Below are 16,653 nucleotides of genomic sequence, written 5' to 3'. Positions count from 1 at the left end.
TTGTATACACTTCATTGAAAAAACAGGCCCTGATCCTGCGGCCTGTGCCATAACCAATGGAGACTTTATGGGCCTGAGTACACATGTTCTGGACACCATGCATGGCTGTCCAGCCGCCGGCATGCAAGTCAAGCTGTTTGCCACACAAGGCGACAGCGCCACGCTGCTCCAGACCTTGACGCTGAACCACGATGGCCGCACCGATGCGCCGCTCTTCGACAACGCCAGCCTGAAGCCTGGCACCTACCGGCTGACTTTCAACGTAGCGGCCTATTTCAAGGCCAAGGGCGTGCAACTGCCCGAGCCCAACTTCCTGAACCAGGTGAGCCTGGACTTTGGTGTGGCCCATGCGGACCAGCACTATCACGTGCCGCTTCTCGTCAGCCCCTGGAGCTATTCAACGTATCGGGGGTCTTAGTTTTTACGTAGGTGGGCCGTGCTGATGCGGCCATACAGTGCTTGATGCTTTGTTGCGCGCCCTTGCCGTACGCAAGTACCGTCAGCGGGCACACGCCGCGCCTCAAGCGCTGTCTGGCCGTTGTGGTGGGGTACTGGAGTTCAGCTGTGCTGCGCAGGCTTGCTCCGGCCAACCTGGGTGTTCTTGGTCGCTAATGGACTACGAAACTGGCGCGCCCCAACGTCAGGGCTGCCGCGCAAGGGCCGCCCCGCCGCGCTGGCAGCGTCCCCCTGGGGGGAAGGCGCCGTAGGCGCCTCAGGGGGGAGTTGCTACTCCCCGCGCTGGCCTTCGGTGAGGGTATCGAGCTGAAAGCGTCCCGACTGGTCCCACAGCCAGGTATCGGTATAGGTCAGCTTGCCGCTCATGCGGGAGGGGGCAGGGAAGGGCGAGGCCGCACGCACGGTGCGCTCGATGTCGGCCACCACTTCGGGTGCATGGCTGGGGGCGCGCAGCCAGCGCAGGCGACGCACATTGCCGCTGCGGTCCAGTTCCACTTCCAGCACGCCCACGGCGTAGAGCATGGGGGGCAGCTGGCCCTTGTAGATACGGTGCTGGTTGCGCGCATAGATATGGCGGGCGGCATCCTGACGGTATTCGCGCGATGCGGCGCTGGAGCCGGCGGACGGGCCGCCTCCTCCCGAACCCAGCTTGCCGCCCAGATGGGGGACGGAGCCGCAGGCTGCCATCAGCGCGGTCACTCCGGCTGCCAGGCCGCGCCACAGCCAGGAGCGGCCCGAGCGCTGCGGGGTTGGGGAAGACGAGGGGGTGGAGGGCGTAGGTTCAGCCATGGCGTAAAGGTATCCTGAGTGAGTGTGCCAACTGGCAAGCGGCTTGCTTGTCAGCAGCAGGAGACAGGCACCCATCCTAACGTCTGTCGGCAACTTCATTGGGCAAGGTGTTCTGGTAAGGGCTCAGCAAGGTATGACGGTAGTGAACGCATGGCAGGAACTGCAGGCCAGCCTGGTCCATGGCCCCGCCTGCCTGGTGTGGGTGGAGCGGGTACAGGGATCGGCACCGCGTGAAGCGGGTGCCTGGATGGCCGTGCCCACGGGGCTGGCACCGGGGCGCATGGAGGCGCTGGTGGGCAGCATTGGCGGAGGCCATCTGGAATACCAGGCCTTGGCCCATGCCCGAGCGGTTTTGCAAGGCCGGGCCGAGGCCGGCGTGCTGCGCTATGCGCTGGGCCCTAGTCTGGGGCAGTGCTGCGGTGGCGTGGTGCATCTGGGCTACGCCCGTGTGCAGGCGCAAGACCTGCCGCACTGGCAGCATCTGCAGCGTCCGCGTATGCCGGTGGCGGTGTTTGGGGCGGGTCATGTGGGCCAGGCGCTGGTGCGCTTGCTGCAGCACCTCCCCTGCCAGACCACCTGGGTGGACAGCCGCCCAGGCATGCGGGCAGAGACCGACGCCAGGGCCGAGCCGGCTGCGCCATGGGCACCGCGTGCCACATGGGTTCAGGCCGACCCTGTGCAGGATGCCGTGGCCGATCTGTCCCCGGGCAGCCGCGTGCTCATTCTCACGCACAGCCATGCCGAGGACTGGGAGATCCTGCTCGCCTGCCTGGCGCGCCAGCATGCCGTGGGGGATCTGCCTTTTCTGGGGCTGATCGGCAGCGCCAGCAAATGGGCCAGTTTTCGCCGCCGCTTGATCGCGAGAGGCCTGGATGCGGCGGCCGTGGATGCGGTGCATTGCCCCATGGGAGTGCCGGGCGTGCAGGGCAAGGAGCCCGAGGTGATTGCCGTGGCCGTGGCCGCCCAGCTGATGCAGACCCGCAGCCTTTGAGCCCTGCCAACCCCTTGGGCGGGTGCACCGTGCAGCTCAGGGTATGCCCGGGGTGGCAGCCCCCTATTTGTTGTGGCGCCGGCATTCAATTTGCATACACTTTGTGTTTACAAAAACAGGTCGCAGCGGTGCTCCGGCGCTCCAGCCCAGGTGCGCGGCCCTTTTCTCTGCTCAGAGCCTCCGCAGTGGTGAGCAGTTGGATCTCACAGGCGGCCCCACGCCGCCAGAGTAGAGCGCTATGGATAGCTACATTCTCGACTGGGCCAACTTGCTGCTGCGGTGGCTGCATGTCATCACCGCCATTGCCTGGGTCGGTTCCTCGTTTTACTTCGTCTTCCTGGACAGCAGTCTGACGCCGCCAGTGGATGACGACCTCAAGAAGCAGGGCGTCAGCGGCGAGCTTTGGGCCGTGCATGGCGGGGGCTTTTACCACCCGGTCAAGTTCGCCGTCTCGCCCCCCAAGCTGCCCGAGCATCTGCATTGGTTCTTCTGGGAAAGCTACACCACCTGGCTGTCCGGCTTTGCGCTGCTGACGGTGTCCTATCTGTGGAATGCCAATGTCTACCTGGTGAACCCGGCCAACCCGCTGATGTCGCCCCATATGGCGATTGCGGCAGCGCTGGCGTTTCTGGTGGTGTTCTGGCTGTTGTATGACGGCATTTGCCGCGTCTTTGGTCAGCGCGAAAAAGGAGATGCCATCGTCGGCGCTCTGGTGCTGGTGCTGGTGTGCATTGCGGCCTTTCTGGCCTGCCACCTCTTCCCCGGCCAGGCCGCCTTTTTGCTGATGGGCGCCATGCTGGCGACCTCCATGAGCGCCAATGTGTTCTTCTGGATCATTCCCGGTCAGCGCACCGTGGTAGCCGACCTCAAGGCCGGCAAACCCGTGGACCCCATCCACGGCAAGCGCGGCAAGCAGCGCAGCGTGCACAACACCTATTTCACGCTGCCGGTGCTGTTTGCCATGCTGTCCACCCATTACGGCTGGTTGAACAACCACCCGCAGAACTGGTTGGTGCTGATTCTGATGATGTTTGCCGGTGCGGCCATCCGCCAGTTCTTTGTCATGCGCCATGGCTACAAGCTGGGCCGCAACCCCCATCCCTGGAAATACGCCGCCGTGGGCGTGCTGCTGCTGATCGCCACTGCCGTTTGGCTCAAACCCGCACCCCAGCCGGCCACGCCTGCCGTCAGCCTGGCCCCCGTGGGCCAGGTGGTGGTGCAGGGCGAGCAGCCTGATGCCGCTCCTGCAACATCTGGTGTCGAATCGACCTCTGGCGCAGCTGCCGCAAGCGCTGGCAGCTATGAAAATGTGCGCGCCATCATGCAGCAGCACTGCGTGGTCTGTCACAGCAGCGCCACCATCGCGCAAAAGAACGTGAAGTTCGACACGCCCGAAGACGTCAAAAGCCATGCCCAGCAGATTTACGCCCAGGTGGTGCAGCTGCGCAAAATGCCTTTCGGCAACCCAGGTGCTTTGAGTGATGAAGAGCGCAACAGCTTCAAGCGCTGGTTTGAGAGCGGTGCGGCGGTGCAATAAGCCCCTGGAGCGGTGTGAGCTGGCACACACCTTCACCGCCCGGGCGCACAACATTTGATTTTGCTCAAACCCGTCCTGGGCGCGCGCGGGCACAGTCCGGACATGTTCCACATTCCGTCTTTCGACCCGTTCGCCCATGCTGAGGTGCTGGCCAGCGGCCAGGTGCTGCGCCAACGGCATGAGCACCCGCGCGAAGTCCTGTACATCGACAGCGGCCGCGTGCTGCTGGGTGTGCGTGACGAAGGACAGATGCGCCACCAACTGGGTCTGGTGGAAGGCCCTGCCTGGCTGGATGCCGCTTTTGTGCTGACCGAACGTCCCAGTTGCGTGGACATGGTGGCCGATTCCCGCGTGCGACTGCGCCGGGTCTCGCTGCAAGAGTTCCGCCAGGGCGTTGTGGCCTTGCCCGCCACAGTGCAGGCCCTGGTGCGCGATATGGCACAGGGCTATTGCCAGCAGACGGAAACCGCCGTCAGCCGCCTGGCCCAGGACGCGGAAGCACGCTGCGCCCAATGGCTGCTGCGCCATGCCCAGCATGACTCCAACGGGGCCATGCAGGTCACGCTACACCAGCGCAAGCGATTGATCGCTGCCCAGCTGGGCATTGCACCCGAAACCTTCTCGCGCGTGCTGCGCCACCTGCGCGAGCACGGCCTCATTGCCGGCACCGGCAATGTGCTGAATCTGCCCCATCCCTCGGCGTTGCAGGTGGTGGCAGGGAGCTAAAGCGCGCACCGGCGCCTGAAGCGGATTCAGGACTTCTGGTGTGATCCTGTTCTGGCGACCTCGGACCTAGGGAAAAACCGGGGCGGGGTGCAGGGTTCGTCCTGCAAGAGACCGGCGGAGGCTTTTTTATAGTGGGTGTTCGTTCTTACACCCATGGTCCATGTCGGAACCCACAACGCCTTTCAGCGGCGGGCGGCGCAGACCTTTTTTGCGGCCCTCGACGCAGTCTCACCCGATCTCCTGGTGGTCGAGGTCCATGCTGCGTTTTGGCGTGGCACTGGCACTGGCCTGCATGTTGTGTCTGGGTGGATTGACCCATTTCTCCGACGTTGACACCCTGCGGGATGAGCGGCGCCAGCAGGAAATGGCGGCCCGCTTCGTGGCCCGTTCGCTGGACACGCGCATCGAAACCTACCAGCGCGTGCTGCAGTCCATGGGGCAGGGCGTGCATTCCAGCATGCTGGACAGTCCCTATGTGCTGGAGCTTTTGCTGCGTGAGGATGCGGGCTACACCGGTATTTTTGACACCCTGGTCATGGCGGGCTATGACGGTAGCCTGGTGAGCTATGTCCCATCGGGTGAAGCGCCGGCAGACAGCAGTGCGCTGCGCGATGTGCTGCGCCGCACGCTGAACGACGGCAAGCCCCGCGTGGGGCAGCAGCCCTGGGAGGAAACCAGTCCCTTGCTGGGCTTGCTGCTGACGGTGCCACTGCGCCAGGCGGATGGGGCAGTGCGTGGTGCGTTGGCGGGAGTGGTACGCATTCCCCCGCAAAGCCTGCTGCCCCAGCAAGACGACACAGAAGACGCGCAGGACCAGCAGTTCATGCTGCTGGATGCAGAGGGCTTGCTGCTGGCCCATTCGCAAACCCAGAACCAGCAGGCACTGGGCCATGTGCCGCAGGTGCTGCAAAGCCATGGCAGCGCCTGGGATAGGCTGTCGTCCACCACCACCTCCAATGCCGACACCCAGCTATGGGGCACGCTGCTGCTCACCCGGGTGGGCCTGCCCTTGCCCCGCTGGCAGGTGGTGGTGGTGCGGGATGTGTCTGCACCACTGCGGGGCATGCAGCGGCTCGAGCCCTGGCAGTGGCTGGGCCTGATCAGTCTGGCCGTGGTCATGGCGCTGGCGCTGCTGGGCATGCTGGAATGGCTGCAGCGCAGACTGTCGCGTCTGCAGGCCCGCAATGCCTTGGCGCTTGAAGGCGCAGCGCTGCCGCAGCTGTCCAGCGAGGGCGTGCAGGAAGCCGCCACCGCCTCGCCCCCGCAAATGCCCTGGCCCATGTCCGAAGCCAGCCAGGCCGATTACCAGCCGACGGTGGGTGAGCTGGAGTCTGCGCTGGTGCAAATGATGGAGGCCATGCCCATGGGCGTCATCTGGGCGCGAGGCAATGTGTTGCACCACGCCTCGCGCCGCGCAGGCTGGCTGCTGGGGATGGAGCCCGGCGCGCTGGTGGGGCTGAGCCTGGAGCAACTGCTGCAGGGGCAGAGCGGGGCCAGGGCCTGGATCGTTCAGGCCATGGAAAGCCTGATTGGTTTTGGCCAGTTTCGCAGCGAGCTGGGTTGGCAGCAGCCAGGCGGGCGCGCCATGGGCCTGCAGGTGCAGGTCGTGGTGTTGCAGCCTGCGGAGTTGGGCATATTGTGGTTGCTGGAAGATGCCGAGTCGCTGCACCAGATTCGCGGCCAGGCCAATTGGCTGGATGCGCATGACCGCCTGACCGGCCTGCCCAATCGCCAGACACTGGTGCACCAGTTGCAGGCCTGGTGTGCCACCGCCGCAGCGCCCACGCCCATGGCCTTGCTGTGGGTGGATGTGGACTATTTCACCGCCTTCAATGCCACCGCAGGCCGCGCTGCGGGGGACGAGGTGCTGCGCCAGGTGGCCTGGCTGCTGCACCGCGAGCGGGGGCTGGAGGGCATGGCGGCCCGCATGGAAGGGGATGCCTTTGTGCTGTGCCTGCGCCAGACGCAGGAGGAGGGCAGTGTGCAGGCCCTGGCCTGGCGGCTGTGCGATGTGGCCCAGGCCTGGTCGCCGCGTGTGGGCCCCCAGTGCTATGCGCTGGGCCTGAGCGTGGGCTGGCTGCGGACCGAGGTCGCAGGCGTCAGCGCCCCGGCATTGCTGCGCGCCGCCGAGGCCGCATGCCGCGAAGCCAAGCAGCAGGGCCAGGGCCGGGCGGTACAGGGCCGGATGCAGGCGGAGCCGCGCCCGCAGTGAGCGCGGAGGAATCAGGTGAAATCGGCGTTCTGCGTAGATACAGAACGCAGTGATAGCTCCTGAAAAAGGAGTAATCGCCCGCTTGTGCTTACGGTGTTTGCAGGGCGTGCAGCACATGCTCGGCCGTGGCCGGTGCCTGCAGCCGTACCGGGGCCGTGGTGCGGCCCTGCTTGGAATGGTGGCTGGCAATGGCGTGGCGCAGGGCCTCGTAGACGCTGACGGCCAGCATAAAGGGCGGCTCGCCCACGGCCTTGCTGCCGCCCACGTTGTCCTCGCGGTTGGCCTCGCCATACAGCGCCACCTTGAAATGCTCCGGCACATCGCCCGTGGCCGGAATCTTGTAGGTGCTGGGGGCGTGCGTGGTCAGCAGGCCTTGGTCGTTCCACACCAGCTCTTCGGTAGTCAGCCAGCCCATGCCCTGGATGAAGCCGCCCTCCACCTGGCCGATGTCAATGGCGGGGTTGATGCTGCGGCCGGCGTCATACAGCACGTCAATGGCCAACACCTTGGATTCGCCGGTCAGCGTGTCTATGACTACCTCGGTGCAGGCCACGCCGTAGGCAAAGTAGTAAAAGGGCCGGCCGGTGAGGGTGGTCTTGTCGTAGTGGATCTTGGGCGTGCGGTAAAAGCCATCGCTCCACAGCTGGATGCGGTTGGCGTAGGCCGCCTGCACCACATCGGCAAAGGCGCGTTGGCCCTTGGGTGTGAGCACCATACCGCCGGCAAAGTCGACGGCGCCGGCCCCGCACTGGTCCAGCCCGCCCACAAAGGCGGCCAGGTTGTCGCGCACGCTGCGCGCCGCGTACTGGGCGGCGCGGCCGTTGAGGTCGGTGCCGCTGCTGGCGGCGGTGGCGCTGGCATTGGGCACCTTGCTGGTGTCGCTGGCCGTGACCTTGACCTGGGCCAGGGGCACGCCCAGCTCGTCGGCCACGATTTGCGCCACCTTGGTGTGCAGGCCCTGGCCCATTTCGGTGCCGCCATGGTTGACCTGCACCGTGCCGTCGGTATAGACATGGACCAGGGCGCCGGCCTGGTTGAACAGCGTGGCCGTGAAGCTGATGCCGAACTTGACCGGGGTGAGGGCGATGCCGCGCTGGATCACATGGTTGTCGGCATTCCAGGTCGCAATGGCCGCCAGCCTTTGCTGGTAGCGCGCTGACTGCTCCAGTTTTTGCGTGATGGGCAGCAGGATGTTGTCCTCCACCCGCATCTGGTAATGCGTCACATCGCGGGCGGCGGCCGGGTCGGCGTCGTAGTAGTTGCGGCGGCGCACGGCCAGGGCGTCCAGGCCCAGGCTGCGGGCAATGTCGCCGATGATGGCTTCGATGACGATCACCCCCTGTGGCCCGCCAAAGCCGCGAAACGCCGTGTGGCTTTGGGTGTTCAGCTTGCAGCGGTAGGAGCTGATGGCCACGTCGGACAGGAAATATGCGTTGTCGGCATGGAACACCGCACGGTCGGCCACCGGGCCGGACAGGTCGGCGCTGAAGCCGCAGTTGGCCAGCATGTCCAGCGCCAGGCCGGAGATACGCCCTGTGGTGTCAAAACCTACATCCCAGGCGTAGGCGAAAGGGTGGCGCTTGCCGGTGACCATGAAGTCGTCATCTCGGTCCAGGCGCAGCTTGACCGGGGCATGGAACTTGCGCGCGGCCAGCGTAGCCCATACGGCCAGGTGGCCGGATTGCGTCTCCTTGCCGCCAAAGCCTCCGCCCATGCGCCGGCATTGCACGGTGACGGCGTGGTTGCCAATGCCCAGGGCATGGGCCACCCAGTGCTGCACCTCGCCCGGGTGCTGGGTGCTGGAATAAATCCACCACTGCTCCTGCTCCATGGGCAGGGCATAGGCAATCTGGCCTTCCAGATAGAAATGCTCCTGCCCGCCCACTTCCAGGCTGCCCTGCAGGCGGTGGGGCGCAGCGGCCAGGGCGGCGGCGGCATCGCCCCGGCGCACATGGACCGGGGGTTGCACATAGCTTTCGGCCTTGCGGGCCTGGTGCACATCGAGAATGGCGGGCAGGGGCGTGATGTCCGCCTCCACCAGGCGTGCGGCGCGCCGGGCGGCCATCACGCTGTCGGCCACCACCAAGCCTATGACCTGGCCCTGGTATTGCACGCTGTCCAAGGCAAAAATGGGTTCGTCATGGCCGAAGGCGGCCAGTATGGGGTCGCCGGGAATGTCGGCCGCCAGCACCACGCCGCGCACGCCGGGTTGGGTCAGGGCCTTGCCTGCATCCACGCCATGCAGCTGGCCATGGGCCACGCGGCTGAGAATGGGCGCGGCATACAGCGTGCCGCGCACTTCGGGGATGTCGTCCACATACTGGGCCGTTCCCTGTACCTGGGCGATGGCGCTTTCGTGGAAGGCGGACTGGCCCACGGCCGGGGCGGTGGCCGTCACAGCGGCTTCATGCACGGTGTTCATGGCTGCACCTCCACGGTGATCTGCTCCAGGGTGGTGGCGGGGTGGCCCTGGCTCTCGTTCCAGAAGCGCGTCATCAGGCTGGCCAGCAGCTGGCGGCGGTAGGTGCCGCTGGCGCGCATATCGGAGATGGGCTTGAACTGGGCCTGCAGCGCGGCAGCGGCGGCCTGCACGGTGGCTGCGCTCCAGGGCTGGCCGCGCAGCGCGTCCTCGGCCAGGGTGGCGCGTACCGGGGTGGCAGCCACGCCACCGGCGCCTATCGCGGCCTCGGTCACCAGGCCGTCTTGCACGGCCACGCGCAGCACCAGGCACACGGCGGAGATGTCATCGTCCTGGCGCTTGCTCACCTTGTAGGCGCGCAGCAGCTGCCAGTGGGCCTGGGCGCTGACCGTGGGCTGGGTGGCATGCAGCGGCATGTGGATGCGCACCAGCAGCTCGTCCGGCGCCATCACATTCTGGCGGTAGCCGGTGTAGAGCTGCTCAAGGGGCAGGCTGCGTTCGCCGCGCACACTGGCCAGCACCACCTGGGCGTTCAGCGCAATCAGCAGCGGCATGGAGTCGCCGATGGGCGAGCCATTGGCCACATTGCCACCCAGGGTGCCGCTGTTGCGCACGGGCAGGCCGGCAAAGCGGGCGGCAAAGCGGTGCAGCTCGGGGTAATGGGCTTCGAGGGCGGCAAAGGCATCCGTCAGCGTGGCGGCAGCGCCCAGGTGCAGTGCGCCATCTTGCTGTTCGATGCGCCGCAGCTGGGCCACGCGGCTGACATCCAGCACCTGGGCAAAACGGCGGTGCTGCTTGGTGACCCACAGGCCCACATCGGTGCAGCCAGCCACCAGCTGGGCCTGGGGATGGGCTGCGCGAAACTGGAGCAGCTCCTGCAGGTCGGTAGGGGCTTTGTAGCTGAAATCGCCTTCAGAATGGCTCTGCAAGCGCGGTAGCTGCTCCAGTTTTTGCAGAACGGTGAGCTGGTCCAGCGGGGCGGTGGGCAGTTGGTCCATCTGCTGGGCCGCCTCCAGAATGGGGCGGTAGCCGGTGCAGCGGCACAGATTGCCGGACAGCGCTTCCTGCGCCTGCGTACGTGTCAGGGCTTCACCGTGCCGGCTGTGGTTTTCATACATGCCGAACAGGCTCATCACAAAACCGGGGGTGCAAAAGCCGCATTGCGAGCCGTGGCACTGCACCAGGGCCTCTTGCGCGGGGTGCAGCGGGTGGCCGGCGGTGTGGGCAATGTGGGGGTCATGGGCCAGGTCTTCCACTGTCCACAGGGCCAGGCCATTCACGGAGTGCGCCAGGCGTATGCAGCTGTTGATGGCGCGCAGCTGCAACTGCGGGTCCTGCCCGGCTGTGGCCACGCGCTCGCCCAGCACCACGGTGCAGGCGCCGCAGTCACCTTCGCCGCAACCTTCCTTGGTGCCGCTGCAGTGCAGGTCTTCGCGCAGTACTTCCAGCAGCGTGCGGTCGGGCGGGACGTTGTGCAGGGTGACGGGCTGGCCCCTGCGCAGAAAGTGGATGGTGGGGGTGCTCATGGGGAGGCGTTCTGGTGGGCCGTCTGCCGGGTGGCTGGATGAAAAAAGCCGTATACAGCGGCAGCGTACGTGAGGGCCGGGGTCCTTGCATATGCACCGGCGTATGGGCGGCATCCGGCACTTCGCATAGCATCAGCTGCAAAGTTGGGAGCATGAAAAGCAAGTCACATAACGGTTTGATTGCGATTAAGGGGATATACGCCCCCAGGCAGCAGGGGCGAACTTGGTAGACTCTCAGGGTGATCACCAGTCTGCCGCCGGGGATGGCCCCATGAATTTCTCTGCCCTGTTTCGACGTGCCAAGGACCGCCTGAAGTCCTGGTCCGTCGGTGCCCAGGTCGCTCCGACGCCGCAGCCGGTGACTGTCCCGCCCACTTTCCGCGCAGAGGAGGCCAAGGATCGCGTGGCCAAGCTGAAGCTGCCGCAAGCCCAGGAACCGCTGCGCATGCATGCGGTGATCAAGCTCGCGCCGATTCCGCTGCCGCGCGCCGTGCGCTATGAGCGCCAGGTGATCTACACCCTGGCCCTGGTGGGCACGGCCTTGCTGATCTGGGGCGGCTTTCAGCTGCCGGTGGACTGGCTGCTGTGGTATGGCATGGCGGCGCTTTTGGTATTTGCCGGGCTGTTTCGCATCGAAGGGCCGCTGACCCGGGCCGAGCACAAGGCGCGCAGCACCGAGGTCAAGCAGCGCTACGAGGACTATCTGCAGACGGAAACCCGGCTCAAGGAAATCCTGCACGAGCGCTTTAACGAGCGCATGGCCGAGTTCCACACCATGCATGCCCTGTATGACGAGGCCAAGCGCGCCGTGTCCACCATCGAGCAAAACCAAGGCAGCAGCTTTTTGAATGCCATGGCCAACCCGTTTCGCACCGAAAAGTCCGAATCCGAGCTGCTGGCCGAGCAGGTGGAGCAGCTGGAAGTGAAGATGGCCGCCCTGGTGAACGAGCTGGAAGATTTCTCCGACATCCACAAGGAAGAGATTGATGCCGCCCTGATGGCCCGCCACAACGCGCGCCTGGTGTACTGGCAAGCCAAGCTGGACGAGGCGGTCATGACAGGCGAGGCCGTGCAGCAACACTGAGTCAGTGAGGCGGCGCCGGCAGCCACCGGCACCGCCCTGGCATGCCTGTGGCCATGCCCGGAACCCCTCCACGCAGATGCGCTCGGGCGGGACTTCCCCGGGGCTGCCTCTGCGCCATGGCCGCCATACTGCCGACAGCTTCCACCCGGCCACCCGATACCGAACCCTTTTTTTCTTTTCCCTCCATGCGCGAGCAAGCCCTGTTTGACAAGATTGACCTGCACCTGATCCGCATCCTGCACACGGTGCTGGTGGAGCGCAATGTCTCGCGGGCAGCGGTGCGCCTGGGCATGTCGCAGCCGGCCGTCTCGACGGCGCTGCGCCGCTTGCGCGAGCTGGCGGGCGATCCGCTCTTGGTGCGCTCGGGCGCAGCCATGCAGCCCACGGACGCCGCCTTGCATATGGTGGAGCCGGCCGCCGCCATCTTGCGGGCGGCCGAGGGGCTGTTCACCAACGCCCGCAGTTTTGACCCGGCCCTGGCCACGCGCAGCTTTCGCATCGCCGCCAGCGACTATCTGGACCCGCTGTTCCTGCCCCAGCTGGTGGCCCACCTCAAGGCCCGCGCGCCGGGCTGCCCGGTGGAGCTCATGGGCCTGAGCCACGATGTGCACTACCAGACCCAGCTGGCCCAGGGCGAGGTGGATGTGGTGATCGGCAACTGGCCGGCACCGCCCACGGAGCTGCACCAAAGCTCCTTGTTTGAGGACGAGGTGGTCTGCCTGGTCAGCCAGCGCCATCCGGCCGTGCGCCGGGGCTGGAGCGAGGCCGACTGGCTGGAGGCCGAACATATCGCCCCCATGCCCACCTACCCGGGCGCGCGCGGCGTCATCGATGTGGAGCTGGAGCGCCAGGGCCTGCAGCGCAACATCACCGCGCGCTGCGCCCATTTCAGCCTGATGCCCGACATCGTGGCCGGCAGCCTGCTGGTGCTGACCACGGGCCGCCAGTTCTGCGAGCGCTTTGTGTCCCGGCTGCCGCTGCAGATCCTGCCCTGCCCCGTGGCCCTACCACGACTGACCTATTACCAACTGTGGCATGCGCGCACCCACCAGTCCGCAGCCGCAGCCTGGCTGCGCGAAGCGGTGAAAGACGTCGCTTTGGTGCTCACTAAAAAATAGCATATAGCCCAGCAAGCGCCAGCGGTTAAGCCCGATTCCGCGCCGCACAGGAAACAAACTGAGAGAAAATCCCGCCATGAATCCCCCCGATACGACCCCCGCGCCCGGTGTGACACCACCGCGACTGCAGCTGGAGGGCATTACCAAAAAATACCCGGCCGTGGTGGCCAACAGCGGGGTGTCGCTGGCGGTGCAGCCTGGCGAAGTGCATGCTGTGCTGGGAGAAAACGGCGCTGGCAAGTCCACGCTGATGAAGATCATCTACGGTGCGGTCAAGCCTGACGAAGGCGCGGTTTACTTCGACGGCAAGCCCGTCTCCATCCGCAACCCCCAGGAAGCGCGCCAGCTGGGCATTGCCATGGTGTTCCAGCATTTCAGCCTGTTCGACACCCTCACCGTGGCCGAGAACGTGTGGCTGGGCCTGGACAAGGGCATGCCGCTGGCCGATGTGACGCGCCGCATCACCGAAGTGGGCAGCGCCTATGGCATGGACATTGATCCGCTGCGCCCGGTGCACACCCTGTCGGTGGGCGAGATGCAGCGCGTGGAAATCATCCGCGCCCTGCTGACCAATCCGCGCCTGCTGATTCTGGACGAGCCCACCTCGGTGCTGACCCCCCAGGCCGTGGAAAAACTGTTTGTGGTGCTGAAGAAGTTGGCCGCCGAGGGCTGCTCCATCCTCTACATCAGCCACAAGCTGCATGAGATTCGCGAGCTGTGCACGGCCTGCACCGTGCTGCGCGGCGGTGTGGTGACGGGCGTGTGCAATCCGCAGAACGAGAGCAATGCCTCGCTGTCGCGGCTGATGATTGGCTCCGAGCCACCGGCGCTGTCGCGCCGCGCCCCCCGCACTGGCGATGTGGTGCTCAAGGTGCAGCAACTGGCCCTGCCCAAGTCCGACGCCTTTGGCGTGGACCTGATCGACCTGGAGCTGAATGTGCGCGCCGGCGAGGTGGTGGGCATTGCCGGTGTCTCCGGCAACGGCCAGAAGGAATTGCTCTATGCCCTGTCTGGCGAGGACCGCCGCGCTGCGCCCGAGATGGTGCAGGTGCTGGGCCAGAACGCCGGCCGCATGGGCCCGGGCCAGCGCCGCGCTCTGGGTCTGCACTTTGTGCCCGAAGAGCGCCTGGGCCGGGGCGCCGTGCCCAGCATGGGCCTGGCACACAACCTGTTGCTCACGCGCCAGAACGCCGTAGGCCCATGCGGCTGGCTGCGCATGGGGCAGTTGCAGGCGCATGCGGCGGACATCATCCGCCGCTTCAACGTCAAGGCGGGCGGGCCGAATGCCGCCGCCAAGTCGCTGTCGGGCGGCAACCTGCAGAAATTCATTGTGGGCCGCGAGATCGATGCCCAGCCCAAGCTGCTGATCATCTCCCAGCCCACCTGGGGCGTGGACGTGGGCGCTGCGGCGCAGATCCGGGGCGCGATGCTGGCTTTGCGCGACGCGGGCTGCGCCGTGCTGGTGCTCAGCGAGGAGTTGGACGAATTGTTTGAAATCAGCGACCGCCTGTATGTGGTGGCCAAGGGCCGCCTGAGCCCTTCGGTGGACCGGGACCAGGCCACAGTGCAAAAAATCGGTGAATGGATGAGCGGCCTGTGGCATGCCGAGGTGCAGCAGCACCTGGCGCGCACCGACCGCCAGCAGGGCCAGGCGGGAGAGCAGGCATGATCAAGCTGGAACAACGCCCCCAGGCCTCGCGCTGGTGGACCTATGGCTCGCCGCTGCTGGCGCTGGGCATCACGGTGCTGATTGGCGTGGCCTTGTTTATGGTGCTGGGCAAGGACCCGGTCAAGGGACTGCAGGCCTTTTTCTGGGAGCCACTTAAGACCACCTATGCCATGGGCGAAGTGGCCATGAAGGCCACGCCGCTGTTGCTGATTGCGCTGGGCCTGGCCGTGTGCTTTCGCTCCAATGTCTGGAACATCGGTGCCGAGGGGCAGTTCGTCATCGGCGCCGTGGCAGCCGGTGGCATGGCCTTGCTGGCGGGGCCGGATACCGGGCCCTGGATTGTTCCTGCTATTCTTGTGGCCGGCGTGCTGGGCGGCATGCTGTGGGGGGGCATCGTTGCCCTGCTGCGCGACAAGTTCAATGCCAATGAAATCCTGGTCAGCCTGATGCTGGTCTATGTGGGTACGCTGGTGCTGAGCTTTTTGGTCTACGGCCCCTGGAAGGACCCCATGGGCTACAACTTCCCGCAGAGCAAGATGTTCGAGCGGGTCACGCAGATTCCCAAGCTGATTGAAGGCACGCGCGTGCACATCGGCACGCTGCTGGCTCTGCTGGGCGCGGGCCTGCTGTGGGTGTTCCTGTTTCGCACCAAGGCAGGCTTTGCCCTGCAAGTGGGCGGCCTGGCCCCGGCTGCGGCGCGCTATGCCGGTTTCTCTTCGCGCAAGGCCTTGTGGACGGCGCTGCTGATCTCGGGCGGCTGCGCCGGCCTGGCGGGCGCCCTGGAAGTGGCCGGCCCCATAGGCCAGCTCACGCCCTATGTGCCGGCAGGCTACGGCTTTGCTGCCATCATCGTCGCCTTTGTGGGCCGCCTGCACCCCGTGGGCATGATCTTTTCCGCCATTCTCATGAGCATGTTCTATATCGGCGGTGAGCTGGCGCAGTCGCGCCTGGGCCTGCCCAAATCCCTGACGGGGGTGTTCCAGGGCCTGCTGCTGTTCACGCTGCTGGCCTGTGACACCTTGATTGCCTACCGGGTGCGCTGGGTTTCGGCGCCCAAGGCTGCAGCAGTTCCCGCTGCCGTGAAGGGAGGCCAGTGATGGATGCCTACGCACTGCTTTTGGGCTCCACGCTGAGCGCCGGCACCGTGCTGGCCCTGGCCGCCCTGGGCCTGCTGATCAATGAGAAGGCCGGCATCGTCAACCTGGGCGCCGAAGGCGTGATGCTGTGCGCCGCGCTGGCCGGCTTTGCCACCGTGGTGCACACCGGCAGCACCTGGCTGGGCTTTGCCGCCGGCATGGCCGCAGGGGCCTTGCTGGCTGGCCTGTTTGGTTTGCTGGTCATCTGGCTGAACACCAACCAGTACGCCACCGGCCTGGCGCTGAGCCTGTTTGGCGTGGGTTGCTCGGCCTTTGTTGGCCAGTCCTATGTGCAGGCCAAGCTGCCCGAGTTGCCCAAGTACGCCGTGCCTTATCTGTCGGACATTCCGGTGGTGGGCCCGGCCCTGTTCAAGCTGCACCCCCTGGTCTACATCACCGTGGTGCTGGCTGCCGTGCTGGTCTGGTTTTTGTACCGCTCGCGCGCTGGCCTGGTGCTGCGCGCCGTGGGTGAGTCGCCCGAGTCGGCCCATGCCATCGGCTACGCCGTGCGCCCGATTCGCCTGGCCGCTGTGATGGCGGGCGGTGCCCTGTGCGGCCTGGCCGGCGCCTATGTGTCCACCGTCTACACCCCGCTGTGGGTGGAGGGCATGGTGGCCGGCCGTGGCTGGATTGCCCTGGCGCTGACCACTTTTGCCACCTGGCGGCCTGCCCGCGTGTTGCTGGGCGCCTACCTATTTGGCGGCGTGACCATGCTGCAGTTCCACCTGCAGGCCACCGGCGTGCAGGTGGCCAGCCAGCTGCTGTCCATGCTGCCGTATCTGGCCACCATAGCTGTGCTGGTTATCATCTCGCGCAATCCGGCCTGGATTCGGGCGAATATGCCGGCCTCGCTGGGCAAGCCGTTTTATCCGGGGTCGTGACACCCCCCTGAGTCGCTGCGCGCCTTCCCCCCGCTCTTCGCTAGCTACGCTCGCGGGCAGGGGGACGACACCGGCGCGGCGGGGCGGCCCTTGCGCGGTGTCTCTGGCT

Annotated in this window: 13 protein-coding genes; 10 read left to right on the top strand and 3 right to left on the bottom strand. The window is 66.0% G+C overall.

The window, feature by feature from the left end; translation table 11 throughout:
- The first annotated feature begins 67 nt into the window (after positions 1 to 67).
- Positions 68 to 418: a hydroxyisourate hydrolase gene (uraH, locus tag ACA027_RS16810; RefSeq protein WP_370679343.1), complete on the top strand. Its 351-nt coding sequence runs from the start codon at positions 68 to 70 to the stop codon at positions 416 to 418.
- A gap of 308 nt (positions 419 to 726) precedes the next feature.
- On the opposite strand, the gene ACA027_RS16805 is transcribed toward uraH, so the two are convergent.
- On the bottom strand, positions 727 to 1,245 hold the full coding sequence (locus ACA027_RS16805; RefSeq protein WP_370679342.1) for a hypothetical protein: 519 nt from the start codon (positions 1,243 to 1,245) through the stop codon (positions 727 to 729).
- A 133-nt stretch (positions 1,246 to 1,378) separates the two neighbouring features.
- On the opposite strand from ACA027_RS16805, the gene xdhC reads away from it, so the two are divergent.
- The 4 genes from xdhC (at position 1,379) to ACA027_RS16785 (ending at position 6,711) form a co-directional block, all read left to right on the top strand.
- Positions 1,379 to 2,236, top strand: a complete 858-nt coding sequence (xdhC, locus tag ACA027_RS16800) for a xanthine dehydrogenase accessory protein XdhC (protein WP_370679341.1) — start codon at positions 1,379 to 1,381, stop codon at positions 2,234 to 2,236.
- Between the two features lie 238 nt (positions 2,237 to 2,474).
- Entirely contained in the window at positions 2,475 to 3,773 is a 1,299-nt protein-coding gene (locus ACA027_RS16795; RefSeq protein WP_370679340.1) for a urate hydroxylase PuuD, read from the top strand.
- A 102-nt stretch (positions 3,774 to 3,875) separates the two neighbouring features.
- Entirely contained in the window at positions 3,876 to 4,499 is a 624-nt protein-coding gene (locus ACA027_RS16790) for a Crp/Fnr family transcriptional regulator (protein ID WP_370679339.1), read from the top strand.
- A gap of 256 nt (positions 4,500 to 4,755) precedes the next feature.
- Positions 4,756 to 6,711, top strand: coding sequence for a diguanylate cyclase domain-containing protein (locus ACA027_RS16785; RefSeq protein ID WP_370679338.1), 1,956 nt, complete (start codon positions 4,756 to 4,758; stop codon positions 6,709 to 6,711).
- Positions 6,712 to 6,799: 88 nt separating this feature from the next.
- Here ACA027_RS16785 and xdhB read toward each other — a convergent pair whose 3' ends face one another.
- Together xdhB and xdhA are read right to left on the bottom strand one after the other, a co-directional pair.
- Positions 6,800 to 9,133, bottom strand: coding sequence for a xanthine dehydrogenase molybdopterin binding subunit (gene xdhB / locus ACA027_RS16780; RefSeq protein ID WP_370679337.1), 2,334 nt, complete (start codon positions 9,131 to 9,133; stop codon positions 6,800 to 6,802).
- Complete coding sequence (gene xdhA / locus ACA027_RS16775) at positions 9,130 to 10,656, bottom strand: xanthine dehydrogenase small subunit (RefSeq protein ID WP_370679336.1); 1,527 nt, start codon at positions 10,654 to 10,656, stop codon at positions 9,130 to 9,132. Before xdhA ends, xdhB begins: the two co-directional genes overlap by 4 nt.
- A gap of 271 nt (positions 10,657 to 10,927) precedes the next feature.
- On the opposite strand from xdhA, the gene ACA027_RS16770 reads away from it, so the two are divergent.
- The 5 genes from ACA027_RS16770 to ACA027_RS16750 all read left to right on the top strand — a co-directional run bounded on the left by ACA027_RS16770 (position 10,928) and on the right by ACA027_RS16750 (position 16,544).
- Positions 10,928 to 11,740: a hypothetical protein gene (locus tag ACA027_RS16770; protein ID WP_370679335.1), complete on the top strand. Its 813-nt coding sequence runs from the start codon at positions 10,928 to 10,930 to the stop codon at positions 11,738 to 11,740.
- Between the two features lie 185 nt (positions 11,741 to 11,925).
- Positions 11,926 to 12,858, top strand: a complete 933-nt coding sequence (locus tag ACA027_RS16765; RefSeq protein ID WP_370679334.1) for a LysR family transcriptional regulator — start codon at positions 11,926 to 11,928, stop codon at positions 12,856 to 12,858.
- 76 nt (positions 12,859 to 12,934) lie between these two features.
- The gene (locus tag ACA027_RS16760; protein ID WP_370679333.1) at positions 12,935 to 14,527 is read left to right on the top strand and encodes an ABC transporter ATP-binding protein; all 1,593 of its coding nucleotides are present in this window, start codon (positions 12,935 to 12,937) and stop codon (positions 14,525 to 14,527) included.
- Positions 14,524 to 15,624: an ABC transporter permease gene (locus tag ACA027_RS16755; RefSeq protein WP_370679332.1), complete on the top strand. Its 1,101-nt coding sequence runs from the start codon at positions 14,524 to 14,526 to the stop codon at positions 15,622 to 15,624. The genes ACA027_RS16760 and ACA027_RS16755 overlap by 4 nt, the downstream gene beginning before the upstream one ends.
- Entirely contained in the window at positions 15,624 to 16,544 is a 921-nt protein-coding gene (locus tag ACA027_RS16750; RefSeq protein ID WP_370679331.1) for an ABC transporter permease, read from the top strand. Before ACA027_RS16755 ends, ACA027_RS16750 begins: the two co-directional genes overlap by 1 nt.
- Positions 16,545 to 16,653 lie beyond the last annotated feature (109 nt).

Source organism: Comamonas sp. GB3 AK4-5, from assembly GCF_041320665.1.
Classification (GTDB): domain Bacteria; phylum Pseudomonadota; class Gammaproteobacteria; order Burkholderiales; family Burkholderiaceae_C; genus Comamonas.
The sequence above is the reverse complement of the archived record's forward strand: the minus strand, read 5'-3'. Positions and strand labels throughout refer to the sequence as shown.